This is a genomic window from Helicobacter pylori, assembly GCF_030323545.1.
GTDB classification, from domain to species: Bacteria; Campylobacterota; Campylobacteria; order Campylobacterales; family Helicobacteraceae; genus Helicobacter; species Helicobacter pylori_CO.
Genome location: NZ_CP122954.1, coordinates 687,202 through 706,265, shown reverse-complemented (window position 1 = coordinate 706,265; position 19,064 = coordinate 687,202). Strand labels below are relative to the sequence as shown.

The following is a 19,064-nucleotide window of genomic DNA, read 5'->3' as shown; positions in this document are numbered from 1 at the left end:
CTTTTAACCAAGTGGTTTTTAAAAAAATTAAAAGAAAGCTCAACCACTTCATTGGAAATATTTTAGCTCGGACAGAAGCGTATAAGAAACTCACAGGAAAATACGATGAACTCACAGGAAAATACGATGAACTCACAGGAAAATACGATGAACTCACAGGAAAATACGATGAACTCACAGGAAAATACGATGAACTCACAGGAAAATACGAATCCTTATTGGCAAAAGAGGCAAACATTAAAGAGACCTTTTGGGAAAGGCGTGCTGATAGCGAAAAAGAAGCGTTATTTTTAGAGCATTTTTACCTCACTAGCGTGTATGTGGCTTCTACGGCAGGATACTATATCACGCCTAAGGGAGCTAAAACTTTTATAGAAGCCACAGAGCGTTTCAAAATCATAGAGCCGGTGGATATGTTCATAAACAACCCCACTTACCATGATGTCGCTAATTTTACCTATGTGCCTTGCCCTGTTTCTTTAAACAAGCATGCTTTCAATAGCACCATTCAAAATGCGAAAAAGCCTAATATTTCATTAAAACCCCCTAAAAAATCTTATTTTGATAATCTTTTTTATCATCAATTAAACACTAGAAAATGCTTAAAAGCCTTTCACAAATACAGCAGACGATACAATCATTTAAAAACCCCTAAAGAGAGTTAAAAAGAGCGGGCTTTATGTTAGAATAAGTCTTTTTTATTATTCAAAGGAGATTGCAATGAATTTAGAAAAACTAGAAATTAGCCATGACGCTGACGCTTTGTGCGTGGTAATTGAAATATCCAAGCATTCTAATATCAAGTATGAATTAGATAAAGAAAGCGGGGCTTTAATGGTGGATAGGGTGCTTTATGGGGCGCAAAATTACCCTGCAAATTATGGCTTTGTGCCTAACACTTTAGGATCTGATGGCGACCCTGTAGATGTGCTTGTTTTAAGCGATGTGGCTTTTCAAGCCGGGAGCGTGGTGAAAGCGCGCTTGGTTGGGGTTTTGAACATGGAAGATGAAAGCGGAGTGGATGAAAAATTACTCGCTCTACCCATAGATAAGATCGATCCCACGCATTCCTATGTCAAAGATATTAATGATTTATCCCAACACACTTTAGATAAAATCAAACATTTTTTTGAAACTTACAAGGATTTAGAGCCTAATAAATGGGTGAAAGTCAAGGGGTTTGAAAACAAAGAGAGCGCGATTAAGGTTTTAGAGAAAGCGATAAAAGCCTATCAAAGCTAAAGATTTTTAAGGGTTTTGGCAATTAAGCTTAAACCCCCTTTTCTAACGCTCTTTTAAAAAGGTTTTGTTTTTATTGGGTGTTGGTGTAAAATGGCTTTATGTTTTAAAGCGGATTTTTGTATTAATCCCCCATAAAAAAGCGCCAAAAACTACAATTTAACGATTTTAACCCCACTGCCGCCTAAATTAATGGGAGCATCGCTAAAGCTTACCACTTTAGGGTGGTTTTTTAAAAATTCTTTCACAAACTTTTCTAAAATCCCGCTCCCCTTGCCATGGCAAATAAGCACTTCTTCAAAGCCCCCTAAAAGTGCGTCGTTTAAAAAAGCGTCTAGTAAATCCAGGGCTTCTTCGCTGCGTTGCCCCCTTAAATCAAGGCGCAAGCTCGCTTCTTTGGGTTTAGGAATGGTTGTTTTAGGGGGTTTGAATTTGTTTTTAGGGGGTTTTTGGATTTTTTTCAACAAACTCCCATGTGCTTTTAAACGCATGCCAAGCTCGGTTTCTATCCAATAATAGCCCTTGTCTAAAATTTGCACAATCAGCACGCTTTCATTTTTATAGCGCGCTTTTTCGTTGGCTTGAAAGCTCGTTATTATTTGGGGGATCTCTTGGTTTGTTTTATGCTTGTTTAAAATCTCGCTCGCTTTATGGATTTCTTTATGCATAGAGCTGGTATCTTTTGAAGCGACTTCGCTTTTTAAGATGTTTAGGGCTTGTTGGTAGGATTTTTCCAATTCCAATTTTTTATGGTGAAAGATTTCTTTTTGTTTTTCCATTTCTAAAAGCCATGCGTTTTTTAAATCTTCTTGCTCTTTTAAAGCGTTCTCTAAGCTTTCATTTTTTTGCTTTAATTCTCTTTCTAGCGCGCTGGAATTTTCAATCAAAACACTCAATTTTTCCTTATCTTCGCCATAGAAAGCTTTCGCTTTTTCAATCAAAAAATGTGGCACGCCGTAGCGCAAAGCGGTTTCAAACGCATAGCTTTTGCCAATAACCCCTTTTAAAAAAGTGTAAGTGGGCCGTTCTTTTTCTTCATCATAAAGAGCGGCTAGTAATTCCACTTCCTTGTTTTCTGCCATTAACACGCTTAAGCGTTTGTGGTGCGTGGTGATAATGATTTGGTTGTTTTGTTTGAGCAATTTTTCTAACAGGGTTTTATACAAACTGCTCGCTTCATCAGCGTCAGTCCCTAGCTCAATTTCATCAACGCCTAAAAGCATGTTTTCTTTGGATAAAAGAGCGCTAAATTGCTTCATTCTGCCTGCAAAAGTAGAGATATTGTTCGCGCTGTTTTGGGGGTCATTAATAATGGCGTGGATTTCTTTAAAATAGGGGATAATGGAATGATGGGCGTTGATTTTCATAGCAATGAGATGCTTGCTTAAAAAAGCCGCGCTTAAAAGCGATTTTAAGAGCATGGTTTTCCCGCCCGCATTCACGCCAGTAACAGCGAGCATGGATTTTTCAAACTTCAAATTTAAGGGCTTTGGCTCTTTTAAAATGGGGTGCGAAAAGTTTTCTAAAATCATTTTTTTTTGCGTAAAGCTTGGCATGACAAATTCTAAATTGTAGACTTTAGCGAAATTAAGCCGGGCTTGCAAGCTGTCTAAAAAATCAAATTCTTTGAAAAGGAATTTTAAAAATAAAAGGTGTTTTTGCAAGCTACGGCTTAGAGTTTGACATATTTCAACAATACAGCAATCTATTTCATTATCAATTTGCGCGATTTTTTGGGCGATTTTTTGCGCGCTTTCAGGCAAGAGGTAGAAATAGCCATTAGCGCTCCTTTCTAGCACAACGCCTTTAATCGCGCTAGAAAACCCGCTTTTTAATAAAAGGCATTCATAACCATGTTTAAGGTGGCTTTGCGTATCCACTAAATAAGGGGCAAGCTCTTTAGAGTGGGCGTAATGGTGAATGATTTTGGCACTCTCTTTTTTAAGGCGGCTCAAACTTTCATTCAAAGCGTCTAGGGTAGCGTTAGCTCCTTGTTTGATTTTTCCTTCATCATCCAATAAAGCGATTAGATCATTAAAAAAAGGAGGCAAGACAATAGCGTTAAGGCGTTCATGAAATTTTAAATGCGTGAAAGTTTTAAAAGCGTTTTGTAAAACGACAATGTAGCGCAATCGTTTGACAATCTCAAAAATTTCATCTAAATGGAGCGTCCCTAATTTGGTGAGTTTGATGACAATAAGATCGCTTTCTTTCACGCTTTTAGGGGTAGGCAAACCGATCGCATCCACTTCGTTTAAATAAGTGAAAGCCTGTTTGAGATCGCTTTCTAAAGCAATAGTATCTCGTTCTTTGGCAAAAAAGGTTTTAAAAAGAGCGATAAACTCTTTTAAATCCAGGCTTTCTTCTAGGGGTTTGGGTGGGGTATTATTACTATTCATTGGGGTTCATTGGGGGTTCATTGGGGGTTGGATTAAGGGATCTTTTTGAAGCATCTGACAAGAATCCAAATCCACAAGAACGTCTTTCATAGGGGTTTGTTTTTTGCCTAAAAAGCTCAAAGTCCCGCTCACTAAATTAAAGGTTTGGTTATTCACTTTAATGCCTTTACACAACAAGGTTTCCCCCCTTAAAAACGCTCTTTGCAAAGCGATTTCTTGCTGGTTTTGCTGGTTTTGTTGATAAGTATAAACGCTTATGCTTGCTCCTATAATCCCTACGATTAAAAAAGCCACAAGTTTTTGTTTAGGGCTTGCTAAACCAAAATCCCTTAAAACTAAAAACAATAAAACCAGCGTTAAAAATAAAACAACCGCTGCACCCATTACATTTCGCCTCTCAATTGATAGGTAATATCCCCTGCTCCAAAGCCTATCACAAAGCCTTTTTGGATCGTTTCTACCACGCTATCATTGACTAGCAGCTCTAAAAAATCCCCTTTTTTGCGCACCCTGTCTATAAAGGTGGGGTTATAATGCTTAAAATGGGCTTTCAAATCAATATCTCTTTTAACTTCACTCGCGCTATAAACGGGCAAAATGATCAACCTGTCGCAATGCTCTAAAAAACATTTTTTAAACTCTTCTAAATTATCCATTAAGCGGGAGTATTTGTGCGCTTGCCAGATCACAATAATTTTTTCTTGCGTGTCCAATAAGTTAGCATAAATCCTAGCGCTTTTTAAAGTGGCATTGATTTCAGTGGGGTGGTGGGCGTAATCATCAATGAGGATGAGCGCATTTTTTTGCAAAATATCAAAGCGTTTTTTAATGCCTTTAAAATTCAATAAATTATTTCTAATTTCTTCTAAATGCAATTCATCTAAAGCGCTTAAAATGGCCAAACTCGCATTCGTGGCGTTGTGTTCGCCTAACCCCCACACCAAAAAAGCCCCCAAGTCTTTCAATTCAAATGAAGTGTAAGGCTCGCCGTCTTTTAAAATATATTGGATATTATAAATGTCTTTTTTTTCTAAAACAATGGCGTCTTTAGAATAGTTTTTTAAAAAAGGATCTTCTTTATAGATCACTCTTTTTTGAGCATGGTCTAAAAAATACCCATAAGCGGAGAAAAAACGCTCTAAATCGTGGCCATAATGCTCTAAATGTTCTGGCTCTGTGTTAGGCACAATCGCAGCATAAGGGTTAGAAAATAAAAAACTTGAATCGCTCTCATCGGCTTCAAAAACCAAGCTATCATTCGCGCTCTCTCGCACATTGGAATCAAACTCTTTAGAATGCGCCCCAATAATCGCTCCAAAAAAGGGGCAAATCGCGCTTAACATGGCCGTGATACTGCTTTTTCCATGAGCCCCGCACACGCTAAAAACGCGCTTGTCTTTAAGGATAGAATACAAAGCGTCTTTACGAGATAAAATAGGGATTTCTAATTCCTTAGCCCTTTGTATTTCTGTATTGTCTTCTTTAATAATGGCGGAATGGATAATAACATCTTGATCTTTAATCGCTTTTGGATCATGCGGGATATTAATTTCTACGCCTAAAGCTTTCAAATACTTAACGCTGGGGCTTATGGTAATATCAGAGCCGCTGATCGTGGCCCCTTGCGCTTTAAGGTATTTGGCTAGGCCTGAAATGCCAATCCCCCCTATACCGATAAAATGGATCTTGCAATCTTGCAGGTTTTTGAGTAAAACTTTTGGGGTTTCAAGCATGCTTTTCTCGATAAGTTTCTATGATTTCTAAAGGCTTTTCTAAAAGGGGGGTGTCATAGACAAGGGCTAAACGCACATAGTCAGCGCCGATACGATTACGCCCTAAATACAAGGCCGGTAAGGTGGTAATGCCTTCATTTTGATAAAGTCTTTTAGCAAATTTTTCGCCGTTTTGAACGGGCAGATACACATAAAAACTATAAGGATAAATGAGCGTGTTTTTAAAGATTTTTCGCACCAGTTTCAAATTATTCGCATAAATATTGCGGAAAAATTCTGCATGCTCATCATCTAGCCAAGCTATTTCACTGGCCTTTTGGATCGCATTAGCGCTCGTATAGCCTAAATAGGTACGAAACGCTTTGTATTTTTCTAAAAGGCTGCTGTCCCCAGCGATAAAACCACTCCTTAGCCCTGGAGCGCTAGAGCGTTTGGAGAGCGAATGGATAACCAAAACGTTTTTAAACGCTTCATTATCAGCAAGCATGCAAGCTTCTAAAAGCGAAGGGGGAGGCGTATTTTCATAAATTTCACTATAGCATTCATCATTGATTAAAATAAAATCATGTTTTAAAGCGAGTTTGACCCAACTAATCAGCTCTTCTAAAGAAAGGGTTCTCCCGGTGGGGTTGTTGGGGGAATTTAAGATCACTAAATCCACTTCTTGCAACTCTTTTTCATTCAAGCTTGGAGTGAAATCATTTTCTTTAGTTAAGGGCATTAAAAGGCTTTTAGCTTTGATAAATTTAGCCGCTCCTTCATAGATTTGATAAAAGGGGTTAGGGTAGGCGATAGTGGGATTTGGATAGTCAAATAAAACAAAACTAGGGAAATTGAATAACACTTCCCTAGATCCTAGCGTGGAGACTAATTCGTTTTCTTTCAATTCTATCTTGAAACGGCGTTTAAAAAAACCTCTTTGAGCCGCTCTCAAACTCTCTTCAAACGCGCTTTTAGGGTAGATATTGAGCGAATAGGTGTGGTTTTTGAGGGCGTCTTGAATGAATTGTGGCGTTTCAAATCGCGGCTCGCCGATGCTTAAATCTAGCCCCTTTTTTTTAGGGGTGATCTCTTTAAACAAGGCTCTTAATCGTTCAAAAGGATAAGGCTCAAAGGTCATAGGGCTACTTTAATCTTAAAATGGAATGGTTAATCTTACCTAAAATTTAAGCGTTATGGTATGAAACCATTAAGAAAGAGTATAATAGCGAGTGAGAATTTAACTGATGAAGAGGTTTGATGCTGGAAAATAGAGTTAAGACCAAGCAAATTTTTATCGGTGGCGTGGCCATAGGGGGTGATGCTCCCATAAGCACGCAAAGCATGACCTTTAGTAAAACCGCTGATATTGAAAGCACTAAAAATCAAATTGACAGACTCAAACTCGCCGGGGCTGATTTGGTGAGGGTGGCGGTGAGTAATGAAAAGGACGCCCTAGCCTTAAAAGAATTGAAAAAAGTGTCCTCTTTGCCTTTAATCGCTGATATTCATTTCCATTATAAATTCGCTCTCATTGCCGCTCAAAGCGTGGATGCGATCAGGATTAACCCCGGAAACATCGGCTCTAAAGACAAAATCAAAGCGGTGGTTGGTGCTTGCAAAGAAAGAAACATTCCTATAAGAATTGGCGTGAATGCCGGGAGTTTAGAAAAGCAGTTTGATCAAAAATACGGACCCACCCCAAAAGGCATGGTAGAAAGCGCTTTGTATAACGCCAAACTTTTAGAAGATTTGGATTTCACTAATTTTAAGATTTCTTTAAAAGCGAGCGATGTGATGCGCACCATAGAAGCTTATAGAATGTTACGCCCTCTTGTGATCTATCCTTTCCATTTGGGGGTTACTGAAGCGGGTAATCTTTTCAGTTCTAGTATCAAATCCGCCATGGCTTTAGGGGGGCTTTTAATGGAGGGCATTGGGGATACGATGCGCGTATCCATCACAGGGGAATTAGAAAATGAAATCAAAGTGGCTAGAGCGATTTTACGCCATAGCGGGCGCTTGAAAGAGGGGATTAATTGGATTTCTTGCCCCACTTGCGGGCGCATTGAAGCCAATTTAGTGGATATGGCGAGCAGGGTAGAAAAACGCCTAAGCCACATTAAAACCCCTTTAGACATCAGCGTGATGGGTTGTGTGGTGAACGCTTTAGGTGAAGCCAAGCATGCAGACATGGCGATCGCTTTTGGGAATCGCAGCGGTTTGATCATTAAAGAGGGTAAAGTCATTCACAAACTGGCTGAAAAGGATTTGTTTGAAACTTTTGTGATAGAAGTGGAAAATTTGGCTAAAGAAAGAGAAAAAAGTTTAAAGGATTAGGCATGATCAATAAGTTTAAAAATTTTGTGAGCAACTACCAGCAATCCAGTTGTTATAGAGAGCCTTTAGGCTTTGGCATTGCCAGAGTGGATATTGCCCCTATTTCCAAAAAGATTTTATGCACCACTTACCCCGTTTTGAACTGGAAAGATGAAAATTTAGGCTCTTATGCGGTGTTTTGTAACTCGCTTTCTAAAGAAAAAATCCTAAAAGAAAGCGCGAGCGAGTGCGTTATTGAGATTGATGAAAGTTTTGTGTTAAAAGCGTTGGATTTTTATACGCCCTTTTTGAATGAAGCTTATTCTAATAAAATGGCTCATAAAAACATCCAAGTGGTTTTAGAACTTTTAAAGGCTTTAGAAGAAAATCGTTTGAAAAATAGCGATGGGGAGTCTCTTTATCGCTTGGTGATCTTGTTTGAAGATAAGCCTTGCGAGAGCGTGGAGAGCGTGTATATGAAACTTTTAGCGCTCTCTTTGGGTAAATCCCCTTTAAGGAGTTTGAATTTAGAGGGCATTTTTAACCAGCTTTCTAATGCAGCTTGGAGCGGTAATAAGCCTTATGAATTAGAATGGCTCAGAATGAACGAAGTGGCTTTAAAAATGCGAGGCCATTTCCCTAGCATTGATTTCATAGATAAATTCCCACGCTATTTGATGCAATTAATCCCTGAATTTGATAATATCCGCTTATTGGATAGCTCAAAAACGCGTTTTGGGGCGTATTTAGGGACCGGTGGTTATACCCAAATGCCCGGGGCTAGTTATGTGAATTTTAACGCAGGGGCTATGGGAGTGTGCATGAATGAGGGGCGTATTTCTTCATCAGTGGTGGTTGGAGCGGGCACTGATATTGGTGGGGGAGCGAGCGTTTTAGGCGTTTTAAGCGGAGGGAATAACAACCCCATTAGCATCGGGAAAAATTGTTTGCTAGGGGCTAATAGCGTTACTGGAATTAGTCTAGGCGATGGCTGTATTGTGGATGCAGGCATTGCCATATTAGCCGGGAGCGTGATAGAAATTGAAGAAAATGAGTTTAAAAAGCTTTCAGAAGTGAATAGCGATTTAGAAAAACATGCCAATAATCTTTACAAAGGCAAAGAGCTTTCCGGAAAAAATGGCGTGCATTTTCGTTCCAATAGCCAAAATGGTAAGCTGATTGCTTTTAGGAGCGTGAAAAAAATTGAGTTGAATCAAAACCTGCATTAAGGATTAAAAGAATGCTCAAAAAAAGTTTGTTATTGCTTGTTTTTTTAGTTTTACAGCTTAGCGGTGCTGAAGAAAATAATCAAGCCCAAAAAAACACGCCCCCTGAATTAAACCCCGCTAACGCTAAGGGTGTGCCAAACCCTAACACCCAGATCACCCCTAAAAACGATAATTCTAATCTGTTAGACAAATTAGGATCGCCTGAAAACGCTCAAACCGAGCTTTCTGCCGGTATTGAATTGGCTAAAAAGGGCGATTATCAAGGGGCTTTTAAGCTTTTTTCCCAATCGTGCGATAATGGTAATGCGGCCGGGTGTTTTGCAGTGGGGGCGATGTATGCTAATGGGGTAGGGATTCAAACAAACAGATTAAAAGCCGCTCGCTATTATGAAATGGGTTGCAGTGGGGGCGATGCGACCGCTTGCGCGAACTTGGCTCAAATGTATGAAAACAAGAAAAATGCGGATACGAACGATAAAGAAAACGCTTTGCAATTGTATGCGGTGGCTTGTCAAGGGGGGGACATGATCGCATGCAATAATTTGGGGTGGATGTTCGCTAACGGGAGTGGGGTCCCAAAAGATTATTACAAAGCGATGGGTTATTATAAATTTTCATGCGATAATGGGAATGATATGGGGTGTTATAATCTGGGCTTGATGTCTAATGTGAATAATATTTATGGCATTGATAAGGCCACGCTCAGTCAAGTGGATTTGAATTATTTGGCGTGTAACGCTGGGGATATGATGGGGTGCGCGAATTTAGGCTGGATCTATGCGAATGGGGATTTAGGGGCTCCTTTGAATAACCACTACGCGGCAAAATATTTTCAAATGGCATGCGATGGGGGGATTTTGGGGAGCTGTAACAATTTAGGCGTGCTGTATCAAAAGGGCTTAGGCGTGCCTCAAGACGATCAAAGGGCTTTGGATTTATTCTCGTATGCATGCGATAATGGTTTTGAGTCAAGCTGCCGTAATTACGGGAATTTCAAAGAGCATTTATTGCGCGTGAATCCTAATTACGGGCGCTTGTTCATGCCGTATCATTCTTATGAGATGCCTTAGTAATAGCCATTTCTTCATAAATTGAGCCACAAATTGCGGTTTTTTCAAAAATTTAAGCTCTTTTTTTTGATTTAATACTAGGTGTGATTTTAATCTTATTTAAAAAGGAAAAGCGATGAAAGCGACACAAAGCACCATTAACGACTTTTTTGCCTTAACAAGCACGATATTTTCTATCCCTGTATACCAGAGGAACTACACTTGGGAAGAAGAAAATTGTGAAAAATTACTGCAAGATATTGTCAGTATTTCTCAAAATAAGAAAACGCATTTCATGGGTTCTATCACTTATGTTTTGCGTTTGATTGATGATGAAAAGAGCTTAAGGCAACTGCAAGAATTTGTCATCATTGACGGGCAGCAAAGGGTTACTACCATCATGCTTTTGCTCAAAGCCATAGAGACAAAGATACAAAATGAAGGGATAAAAAAAGAGATTGGTAATCTACTCAATCTTTCGGGACAAAGGTTGCGTCTCAAGCCCATTAAAAGCGACAAAGAAGCCTTTGATTTAGTCATGCAAAATCGATCGCATGAACTACAAGGCGTATCACACATTAGGAATAATTATAAATTTTTAACCAAAGAGCTTGAATATTATATCAGCAAAGGGTATCGCATAGAAGAGATCTATGGGGCGTTTTTGCGGCTTAAAATCGTAGCCATAGGTTTAGAGTTGGGCGAAGACGATCCGCAAGTGGTGTTTGAAAGCATCAACGCTACAGGCGTGCAATTAAAAGGGCTGGATCTCATCCGCAACTATCTGATGATGGGAGAAAATTCTGACAGACAGAAACATCTCTATGATACTTATTGGGTTCCTTTAGAAAATTGGCTTGGTGAAAGAGATTTGAATGATTTTATCAAAACCTATCTCAGGATCTATTTTGAAGATAAAGTAAAAGAGGGAGAGCGTGAAGTGTATTATACGCTAAAATCCCACCACAGAGAAAATTTCCCTGATAATATACAAGGTCTTATGAGCGATATGCGTGAATATGGCAGAATCTATCAAATCTTTTTAGACAGAGATCATTATTTTTTACATCGTGGAGACCCGCAACAGTTAGCGAATTTACGCCTGCGCATTAAAGATCTTGTAAAAATCAAATTTGGCGTGGCAAAGCCTTTTATTTTGCGTTGCGCCAGAGATTTTGAAGAGGGTAAATTGGATTATGAAAACTTCTGCGAAATTTTGCAAATCCTTACCAGCTACTTCGTGCGCAGGAGCGTGTGCGGAGATCCTACCGGTGCACTTAACAAAGTTCTTTATCCTTTATACAGACAGCTAGGGGAAAATGTTTCAGCCGATGCACTCAAGCGGTATTTGGGCAAGAGCGTTGGTCAAGCGACGTTCCCTAATGATGATAAAATTAAAGCGGCGTTTGCTGTGCGTAACGCTTATTCAGCAAATCAAGCGTGCAAATTCATCCTGCTTGAGATAGAAAAATTAAGTAACGCCGAACCGCCCAAAGAAGAGAATTTAGAAGTGGAGCATTTCTACCCCAAAACCCCCACACAAGAATGGCGCGATAGGGTAGGGGACTATTTCACTTTTGAGCAAGACTACCTCAATAATTTTGGGAATCTGACCTTATCAGGGCAAAATCAAAAGCTTAGTAACAAATCTTACGAGGAAAAAATAAGGCTCATGGAAGAATACAGCTCCTTGCATTTAAACGACTATTTCATTAATAACACCCATTCTTGGGGGATAGAGGAAGTGAAGAATAGGAGCGAATATTTAGCGGATCAATTTTGTCAAGTGGCATTGTTTAAAGATTTGCCCAAAGAATACCGCACCAGAGAGATCAGTAAAACCCTTGATGATGACTTAACTTCCCATAATCTTCAAAGCGTTAAGCTCCCCAATCATGAAAGGAAAATAGTAAAAAACGCTAAGGAATTGGCTAGCGCTGTCATAGACTACTTGCTAGAAAACGCCATAGAAGCCTTTGAAAGCTACACAGATGAAGAGCCAAGATATATTTGTTGGGATAAAGCAAAAGCGCAATTAAGGGATAGAGATGGCACTCTTGTTGTGCCTTTTGAAAAATACGGATTCTACTTTGTGAGCAATGCGAGTTATCAAACGGTGGGCAGTAATCTTAGGGATCTTATCTTAGGCTGTGAGCTTAATCCCAGAGACTTTATTGTGGGATAAACAAGCCCCCCAAAGAAATGGGGGGGGTTAAAAAACCCTTATTTTAAAATCACTTGCCAAAAGCTTGGTGCAAATGCGTGGTGAGGGAATTAAGATACTGCTCTACTTGGGGGTTTTTCACCACATCGTTGCAAATAAAAGTGGGCAGTGCTGAAAGCCCTAAAAATTGGAACGCTTTATGCAAATGCAAATACACAACATCCACACCCACCCCTTCAAAAAATTCATTAGGATCACTAAAGGCTTCAATGGGAGCGTTCCAAGTCAAGCTCAACATGTATTTTTTGCCTTGCATCAAGCCTCCTTTCCCGTAGTTTTTAGTGGGGTTTTGCGAACTCCTGCCATCGCTAGCATAAAGCTTCCCATACCCTGCGCTAAAGACTTCATCAATGTATTTTTTCACAATCCAAGGCTCTCCCATCCACCAGCCAGGCATTTGCCAAATCGTCGCATCAGCGCTAACGATCTTTTCCACCTCTTGGCTATGATTATAGCCCTTATCCACGATTGTTGTATCCACTTCTAGCCCCAAAGATTCTAGAGTCTTTTTTGCATGATCAGTCAAGGTTTCATTGAGTTTCCCTCCAGAGCTCCCGAACGCTTTGGCCCCGTTAATGATGAGTACTTTTTTCATTTTGTTCCTTTTTTAATAAAATAGGGGGAAATTCTATCCAAATGAAACTTAATATTAAAGAAATTCCCTCAATCTCAATAAAAACTAAAAAACAATCAATTGCCACTACATTATTTTTATTATGTTAAGATAATGAAAATTTCCATTAAGGAGTGGCAATGTTCTACGATGAAAAAAAGACCTATCAAAAGATTGAAGAACGCCTTGGTATAATCAGTTCGTTTAACGCTCATAACGAGCATAAAAACTTGCAAGATGAGTTTAAGGGGGCGGGCATTTCTAGGCGTGATTTATTGAAGTGGGCGGGCATGATGAGCACAGCGTTAGCCTTGCCGGCCAGTTTTACTCCCTTGACTTTGAAGGCGCTAGAAGTGGCTAACAGATTGCCCGTGATTTGGTTGCACATGGCAGAATGCACCGGCTGTAGCGAAAGTTTGTTAAGGAGCGCAGACCCCACCATTGATAGCATTATCTTTGATTACATCAACCTAGAATACCACGAAACCATTATGGTAGCGAGCGGTTTTCAAGCTGAAAAAAGCTTGCATGACGCCATAGAAAAGCATAAAAACAATTACATTTTAATGGTAGAAGGCGGTATCCCCCAAGGCACAGAATACTTTCTCACTCAAGGCCCAAACGCTGAAACGGGGGCTGAAGAGTGCAGGAAAGCCGCCCAACACGCAGCCGCTATTTTTGCCATAGGCACATGCTCAAGTTTTGGGGGCGTGCAAGCGGCTTACCCTAACCCCTCTAACGCGCAACCCTTGCATAAAATCATTGATAAACCCGTGATCAATGTTCCCGGTTGCCCGCCTAGTGAAAAAAATATCGTGGGCAATGTGCTTTATTACTTGATGTTTGGGGCTCTCCCTAAATTGGATGCGTATAACCGCCCCTCTTGGGCTTATGGGAACAGGATCCATGATTTGTGCGAAAGGCGAGGGCATTTTGATGCGGGCGAGTTTGTGGAGCATTTTGGCGATGAAAACGCTAAAAGGGGCTTTTGTTTATATAAAATGGGCTGTAAAGGGCCTTACACTTTCAACAATTGCTCCAAACTCCGCTTCAATTCACACACTTCTTGGCCCATAGGCGCAGGGCATGGGTGCATAGGGTGTTCTGAGCCTAATTTTTGGGATACGATGAGTCCTTTTGAAGAGCCTTTGGCGAATCGCTCCATTAAAACCGCCTTTGACGGCTTAGGGGCTGATAAAGTAGCCGATAAAGTCGGCACGACTTTACTCAGTGCAACCGCTATTGGCATTGCCGCGCATGCGCTCCTTTCTAAAGCGATCAAAAACAAAGAGTAAGGGATTAACATGTCAAAAAAAATCGTAGTCGATCCTATCACCAGGATTGAGGGGCATTTAAGGATTGAAGTGATCGTAGATGATGATAATGTGATCACCGATGCGTTTTCTTCTTCTACGCTTTTTAGGGGGCTAGAGACGATCATTAAGGGCAGAGACCCACGAGATGCAGGCTTTATCGCTCAAAGGATTTGCGGGGTATGCACTTATTCGCATTATAAGGCTGGTATCACTGCGGTAGAAAACGCTCTAGGCATCACCCCCCCATTAAACGCGCAATTGGTGCGATCTTTGATGAACATGGCGTTGCTTTTTCATGACCATGTGGTGCATTTCTATACTTTGCATGGGCTTGATTGGTGCGATATTATGAGCGCTTTAAAAGCCGATCCCATTCAAGCGGCAAAACTTTCTTTCAAATACAGCCCTTATCCCATTAATACCGGTGCCGGTGAATTAAAGGCGGTTCAAAAACGCTTGAGCGATTTCGCTAAAAGCGGATCTTTGGGGCCTTTTAATAACGGCTATTACGGGCATAAAACCTATCGTTTAAGTCCAGAACAAAATTTAATCGTCTTAAGCCATTACCTCAAGCTTTTAGAAGTCCAAAGGGAAGCGGCGAAAATGACCGCTATTTTTGGGGCCAAACAGCCTCACCCACAAAGCCTAACGGTGGGGGGTGTTACGAGCGTTATGGATATATTGGATCCGACGAGATTGGCTGAATGGAAGAGCAAGTTTGAAGTGGTGGCCAATTTTATCAACCATGCCTACTACCCTGATTTGGTGATGGCAGGCGAAATGTTCGCTAACGAACCATCCGTTATTAAAGGTTGTGGCTTAAGGAATTTTATCGCTTATGAAGAAGTGTTACTCGGGAGGGATAAATACCTTTTGAGTAGCGGGGTGGTGCTTGATGGGGATATTTCTAAATTACACCCCATTGATGAGAGTTTGATTAAAGAAGAAGTTACGCATTCTTGGTATCAATACGAAGACACTAAAGAGGTGCAACTCCACCCTTATGACGGGCAAACGAACCCGCATTATACCGGTTTAAAAGACGGCGAGAGCGTGGGGATTGAAAATAAAATAATCCCTGCTAAAGTGCTTGACACTAAAAATAAATATTCTTGGATCAAATCGCCCAGATACGATAGTAAACCCATGGAAGTAGGCCCTTTAAGTTCCGTAGTGGTAGGTTTAGCGGCGAAAAACCCTTATGTTACTGAAGTGGCTACGAAGTTTTTAAAAGACACTAAACTGCCTTTGGAGGCGTTGTTTTCAACGCTTGGGCGAACGGCTGCAAGGTGTATTGAAGCTAAAACGATCGCTGATAATGGCCTTTTGGCGTTTGATGCACTAGTGGAAAATCTAAAAAGCGATCAGAGCACTTGCGCTCCTTATCACATTGATAAAAATCAAGAATATAAAGGGCGCTACATTGGTCAAGTGCCAAGGGGCATGCTAAGCCATTGGGTGCGTATTAAAAACGGCGTGGTGGAAAACTATCAAGCGGTGGTGCCTTCTACTTGGAATGCGGGGCCTAGAGATTCTCAAAATCAAAGGGGGGCTTATGAAATGAGCTTGATTGGCACTAAAATCGCTGATTTAACCCAGCCTTTAGAAATCATTAGGACTATCCATTCTTTTGACCCATGCATCGCATGCTCAGTGCATGTGATGGATTTTAAGGGGCAGTCTTTAAACGAGTTTAAAGTAGAGCCTAATTTCGCTAAATTCTAAAAAGGGTTACGCATGGATAAAATGAATAAGGTCGTTTTACACAAAGAATATTCCGGTTTTGTGCGCTTTTTCCATTGGGTTAGGGCTTTGAGTATTTTTACTTTAATCGCTACAGGGTTTTACATCGCTTACCCTTTTTTGCAGCCTAATTCTAGCTTTTATAAAGGGGTGTATCTTTTACAAGCTTATGTGCGCTCTTTTCATGTCATGTTTGGGTTTTTGCTCATTAGCGCATTAATCTTTAGAACCTATCTTTTTTTCACTAAAGAAAGCCTGATAGAACGCAGGAGTTTCAGCCAACTTTTAAGCCCAAAAGCCTGGATCGATCAAATGAAAGCGTATTTTCTTATCAGCGGAAAACCCCACACTAAAGGATTGTATAACCCTATCCAACTCGTGGCTTATTTCACTTTGGTTGTTTTGATCGTATTGATGAGTTTGAGCGGGATAGTGCTGTATTATAATGTCTATCATGCGGGGCTTGGAGCGTTTTTAGGAAGCACTTTTAAGTGGTTTGAAACGCTTTGTGGGGGGTTAGCGAACGTGCGTTTTATCCACCACTTAGCGACTTGGGGGTTTATCTTATTTGTCCCTGTGCATGTTTATATGGTGTTTTTCCATTCTATCAGGTATGATAGTTCGGGGGCGGATTCTATGATTAATGGCTATGGTTATACCAAAGAATGAGTGAAAAAATCCTGATTCTAGGTATTGGCAATATCCTTTTTGGCGATGAAGGGATTGGGGTGCATCTAGCCCACTACCTTAAAAAGAATTTTTCTTTTTTCCCTAGCGTGGATATTGTGGATGGGGGGACTATGGCTCAGCAACTCATTCCTTTAATCACTTCGTATGAAAAGGTTTTGATTTTAGATTGCGTGAGCGCTAAAGGCGTTGAGATAGGATCAGTCTATGCCTTTGATTTTAAGGACGCTCCTAAAGAAATCACATGGGCTGGGAGCGCGCATGAAGTGGAAATGCTACACACTTTAAGGCTCACGGAGTTTTTAGGGGATTTGCCTAAAACTTTTATCGTGGGGCTTGTGCCTTTTGTGATAGGGAACGAGACCACTTTCAAGCTTTCAAACGAAATTTTAAACGCTTTAGAAACAGCCTTAAAAGCCATAGAAATCCGACTCAACGCATGGGGGGTTCAAATGCAACGCACCGATCATATCGCCTTAGATTGTATCGCTGAACTCTCTTATAAGGGTTTTTGAATTGGTGTTTGTTTTTCTTTTTAAATGCGTTAATGAAGAAACAAGCCTGAATTTTACGCCCCTTTTAGAAAAAATGGCGTTCAATTTGCAAGCGCGTTTTTATAGCGTTTATAAGGATAATACGGCTTCTTTTTACCTCCAAGCGAGCGCTGAAACCACTTTAGAGTTCGCGCAAAAACTCAGCGAAATTCTGCCCTTTTCTTTAGATTTTAGCTTTTTGTCTTTAAAGGAAATCACAGAGCCTTTAGATGAAAATCTTTTCCAAACAACAAGCCTTTCAAAGCCCTTTTTTATGAACGCTAAAGAGCATCAAGATTTTTTAGACAAAAATGCATCTCTGTATGCCAATGCGTTGGGTTTTGTCAAAAACACCGCTTTTAAGGGGACTATAATTCATAGCCCTAAAGAGCTTATAGATTGCTTAACCCAATTAAAAGGCATGCTCAAAACACAAGATTTTATCCCTATCCATACTTCTAGGGGGGCATTATCCCTTTCTTTAAAAAATCCCTCTCCAAGCGTTATTTTTAGCGATCTTTCTAGCGTTTTGACTTGCACTAAATTGCCTCTAGAAGACGCTAAATATTTGGCCAGTTTGGAAAAACCCTCCATCAAAGCCCCATTAAAAAGCGTGTTTAAGGACACTTTTAAAAACGATGAAATCATAGCCCAACTACCCTATGACCCCATATTGAATTTATTGTGCCATATTTTACAAGATGAGGGGATAGAATTTGTTTTTATCCATGCGAATAACCCACAAGAAGCGCTTTTATATTATGAAACGCTTTTTAGAACCCCTAAGCGCTTGATCACGCCCACTAAAAAATTCGTGCTAGAAAACAATCTTTCTGCCATTGCTTTTAAAGATGAGCTAGAGTTTTTAAAAGAAACGCCACATTCTATCGTTTTGTATCTCAGTTTCAAGCGCCCTACAAGGTTGTTATTGCATGCTAATGGCTCTTTAAAAACGCTTTTAAGCGTTAGTTTTGATTTCAACCAATCGTTTAACCTCCTCAAACAAGATGAAAAAGCCTCTAGAATGCTACAAAACTACGCCACTAAATTCCCTAATTTTTACGCGCGCCTTTTAGAGCTTTCTAAATACCAGCTAGGGGGCGCGAATTTATTGGATTTTTTTCAAATTTTAGGGTTTGTTTTGGGTTATAGCGAGGATTTTTGCACACAAAGCGTTATTTCTTTGGCTAAAGAATGCTTACGCCCTAAAGGCCCTAGGATTGATTATAAAATCCTTAAAGACGATTCTTTTAAAATGGCCTTAAACTTTTCAAAAGTCATGCACAGCGCGATGAGTTTCAGGCTCGCAGGCGTGGAAAATGAAATCTTGAGTTTGGGGATTTTGGATTCTTTAGCGGAGTTTTTAGGGAATTTCATTTGGGATAATGCGCAGAATTTTAGCGTCCAAGAAGTAACGATCGCTGGGGATTTCTTTGGCGAAAAAGTGTTTTTGGATTTGTTTGTGCAATATTTCCCCAAAACCCTAACCCTTAAAACGCATGCGTTTTTGGATTATGAATAAGGGCTTAAAAGCGGATATGTATCATTAACCCGCCGTCCATGTATTGGGTTTTTTTGCTTTTAGTCCTTTCAAAATAAGGCCCAAAAGACAGAGCTTTATTGAAATTAACAACCGGCATGCTCACCCCTTCGGCGATATTGTTTTTAGCGAGTTGTTTGTAAAACTTTTTATCGCTTTTTTTGTGGCTTTTAAAGGTAGGGCTTTTTTCTAAATTTATGCCTTCTAAAGCGCTGTTTTTAGTGAAATCATAAAGCTTTTTGTCGTTTTTAGTCTCGGTTTCTAACCCATGGTTTTTATGGAGTTTGTAAAACTTCTTATCGCTTTTTTTTTCGCTTTTAGTTTTGGTTTCTAAATCCACTGCGAACGCACCACTATAAGCCACAAACGATACAAGAAATAAATTTTTAACTATACGCATAAAATCTCCTCTTATATAGTCTTTTTCCATCACACCACCCTAGCATGTTAGAAATAACCAT

The 19,064-nt window shown here is 40.0% G+C and carries 17 protein-coding genes; 11 read left to right on the top strand and 6 right to left on the bottom strand.

The window, feature by feature from the left end:
• The first annotated feature begins 11 nt into the window (after positions 1–11).
• Both QAP06_RS03385 and ppa read left to right on the top strand, forming a co-directional pair.
• Entirely contained in the window at positions 12–665 is a 654-nt protein-coding gene (locus QAP06_RS03385) for a glycosyltransferase family 25 protein (protein WP_286466929.1), read from the top strand.
• A 55-nt stretch (positions 666–720) separates the two neighbouring features.
• Positions 721–1,242, top strand: a complete 522-nt coding sequence (ppa, locus tag QAP06_RS03380) for an inorganic diphosphatase (protein WP_286466923.1) — start codon at positions 721–723, stop codon at positions 1,240–1,242.
• A gap of 149 nt (positions 1,243–1,391) precedes the next feature.
• Here ppa and QAP06_RS03375 read toward each other — a convergent pair whose 3' ends face one another.
• Genes QAP06_RS03375 through QAP06_RS03360 form a run of 4 tightly spaced genes read right to left on the bottom strand, consistent with a single transcriptional unit; the run spans position 1,392 to position 6,491 of the window.
• A complete protein-coding gene (locus QAP06_RS03375) occupies positions 1,392–3,638 on the bottom strand; it encodes an endonuclease MutS2 (protein WP_286466918.1) in 2,247 nt (748 codons plus the stop codon).
• Positions 3,639–3,644: 6 nt separating this feature from the next.
• Complete coding sequence (locus QAP06_RS03370) at positions 3,645–4,022, bottom strand: hypothetical protein (RefSeq protein ID WP_100956676.1); 378 nt, start codon at positions 4,020–4,022, stop codon at positions 3,645–3,647.
• Positions 4,022–5,371, bottom strand: coding sequence for a UDP-N-acetylmuramate--L-alanine ligase (gene murC / locus QAP06_RS03365; RefSeq protein WP_286466911.1), 1,350 nt, complete (start codon positions 5,369–5,371; stop codon positions 4,022–4,024). The genes QAP06_RS03370 and murC overlap by 1 nt, the downstream gene beginning before the upstream one ends.
• Positions 5,364–6,491: a succinyldiaminopimelate transaminase gene (locus tag QAP06_RS03360; protein WP_286466902.1), complete on the bottom strand. Its 1,128-nt coding sequence runs from the start codon at positions 6,489–6,491 to the stop codon at positions 5,364–5,366. The genes murC and QAP06_RS03360 overlap by 8 nt, the downstream gene beginning before the upstream one ends.
• 119 nt (positions 6,492–6,610) lie before the next feature.
• Here QAP06_RS03360 and ispG point away from each other — a divergent pair, with 119 nt between their 5' ends.
• The 4 genes from ispG (at position 6,611) to QAP06_RS03340 (ending at position 12,132) form a co-directional block, all read left to right on the top strand.
• Entirely contained in the window at positions 6,611–7,690 is a 1,080-nt protein-coding gene (ispG, locus tag QAP06_RS03355; protein ID WP_286466857.1) for a flavodoxin-dependent (E)-4-hydroxy-3-methylbut-2-enyl-diphosphate synthase, read from the top strand.
• A 2-nt stretch (positions 7,691–7,692) separates the two neighbouring features.
• Positions 7,693–8,898, top strand: coding sequence for a 2,3,4,5-tetrahydropyridine-2,6-carboxylate N-succinyltransferase (locus QAP06_RS03350; RefSeq protein WP_286466848.1), 1,206 nt, complete (start codon positions 7,693–7,695; stop codon positions 8,896–8,898).
• An 11-nt stretch (positions 8,899–8,909) separates the two neighbouring features.
• A complete protein-coding gene (locus tag QAP06_RS03345) occupies positions 8,910–9,968 on the top strand; it encodes a tetratricopeptide repeat protein (protein WP_140484650.1) in 1,059 nt (352 codons plus the stop codon).
• A gap of 115 nt (positions 9,969–10,083) precedes the next feature.
• The gene (locus QAP06_RS03340) at positions 10,084–12,132 is read left to right on the top strand and encodes a DUF262 domain-containing protein (RefSeq protein ID WP_286466833.1); all 2,049 of its coding nucleotides are present in this window, start codon (positions 10,084–10,086) and stop codon (positions 12,130–12,132) included.
• A gap of 49 nt (positions 12,133–12,181) precedes the next feature.
• Here QAP06_RS03340 and mdaB read toward each other — a convergent pair whose 3' ends face one another.
• Positions 12,182–12,766: an NADPH:quinone oxidoreductase MdaB gene (gene mdaB / locus QAP06_RS03335; protein WP_286466823.1), complete on the bottom strand. Its 585-nt coding sequence runs from the start codon at positions 12,764–12,766 to the stop codon at positions 12,182–12,184.
• Between the two features lie 158 nt (positions 12,767–12,924).
• On the opposite strand from mdaB, the gene QAP06_RS03330 reads away from it, so the two are divergent.
• The 5 genes from QAP06_RS03330 to hydE are packed head-to-tail and all read left to right on the top strand — an operon-like array spanning position 12,925 to position 18,585.
• Entirely contained in the window at positions 12,925–14,079 is a 1,155-nt protein-coding gene (locus QAP06_RS03330) for a hydrogenase 1 small subunit (protein ID WP_140473114.1), read from the top strand.
• A gap of 9 nt (positions 14,080–14,088) precedes the next feature.
• Complete coding sequence (locus QAP06_RS03325) at positions 14,089–15,825, top strand: nickel-dependent hydrogenase large subunit (protein WP_286466819.1); 1,737 nt, start codon at positions 14,089–14,091, stop codon at positions 15,823–15,825.
• A gap of 12 nt (positions 15,826–15,837) precedes the next feature.
• The gene (cybH, locus tag QAP06_RS03320; protein ID WP_286466816.1) at positions 15,838–16,512 is read left to right on the top strand and encodes a Ni/Fe-hydrogenase, b-type cytochrome subunit; all 675 of its coding nucleotides are present in this window, start codon (positions 15,838–15,840) and stop codon (positions 16,510–16,512) included.
• Entirely contained in the window at positions 16,509–17,045 is a 537-nt protein-coding gene (gene hydD / locus QAP06_RS03315; RefSeq protein WP_286466814.1) for a hydrogenase biosynthesis protein HydD, read from the top strand. The genes cybH and hydD overlap by 4 nt, the downstream gene beginning before the upstream one ends.
• A gap of 1 nt (position 17,046) precedes the next feature.
• Positions 17,047–18,585: a hydrogenase biosynthesis protein HydE gene (gene hydE, locus QAP06_RS03310; RefSeq protein WP_286466812.1), complete on the top strand. Its 1,539-nt coding sequence runs from the start codon at positions 17,047–17,049 to the stop codon at positions 18,583–18,585.
• A gap of 4 nt (positions 18,586–18,589) precedes the next feature.
• Here hydE and QAP06_RS03305 read toward each other — a convergent pair whose 3' ends face one another.
• Positions 18,590–19,036: a hypothetical protein gene (locus QAP06_RS03305; RefSeq protein WP_286466810.1), complete on the bottom strand. Its 447-nt coding sequence runs from the start codon at positions 19,034–19,036 to the stop codon at positions 18,590–18,592.
• Positions 19,037–19,064: the final 28 nt, after the last annotated feature.

Bases quoted from the DNA above. Each gene is read 5' to 3' on its own strand.
- ppa (WP_286466923.1), top strand. From the start codon at position 721: ATGAATTTAGAAAAACTAGAAATTAGCCATGACGCTGACGCTTTGTGC.
- QAP06_RS03370 (WP_100956676.1), bottom strand. From the start codon at position 4,022: ATGGGTGCAGCGGTTGTTTTATTTTTAACGCTGGTTTTATTGTTTTTA.
- QAP06_RS03350 (WP_286466848.1), top strand. From the start codon at position 7,693: ATGATCAATAAGTTTAAAAATTTTGTGAGCAACTACCAGCAATCCAGT.
- mdaB (WP_286466823.1), bottom strand. From the start codon at position 12,766: ATGAAAAAAGTACTCATCATTAACGGGGCCAAAGCGTTCGGGAGCTCT.
- cybH (WP_286466816.1), top strand. From the start codon at position 15,838: ATGGATAAAATGAATAAGGTCGTTTTACACAAAGAATATTCCGGTTTT.
- QAP06_RS03330 (WP_140473114.1), top strand. From the start codon at position 12,925: ATGTTCTACGATGAAAAAAAGACCTATCAAAAGATTGAAGAACGCCTT.
- QAP06_RS03325 (WP_286466819.1), top strand. From the start codon at position 14,089: ATGTCAAAAAAAATCGTAGTCGATCCTATCACCAGGATTGAGGGGCAT.
- ispG (WP_286466857.1), top strand. From the start codon at position 6,611: ATGCTGGAAAATAGAGTTAAGACCAAGCAAATTTTTATCGGTGGCGTG.
- QAP06_RS03375 (WP_286466918.1), bottom strand. From the start codon at position 3,638: ATGAATAGTAATAATACCCCACCCAAACCCCTAGAAGAAAGCCTGGAT.
- QAP06_RS03360 (WP_286466902.1), bottom strand. From the start codon at position 6,491: ATGACCTTTGAGCCTTATCCTTTTGAACGATTAAGAGCCTTGTTTAAA.
- murC (WP_286466911.1), bottom strand. From the start codon at position 5,371: ATGCTTGAAACCCCAAAAGTTTTACTCAAAAACCTGCAAGATTGCAAG.
- QAP06_RS03340 (WP_286466833.1), top strand. From the start codon at position 10,084: ATGAAAGCGACACAAAGCACCATTAACGACTTTTTTGCCTTAACAAGC.
- hydD (WP_286466814.1), top strand. From the start codon at position 16,509: ATGAGTGAAAAAATCCTGATTCTAGGTATTGGCAATATCCTTTTTGGC.
- QAP06_RS03345 (WP_140484650.1), top strand. From the start codon at position 8,910: ATGCTCAAAAAAAGTTTGTTATTGCTTGTTTTTTTAGTTTTACAGCTT.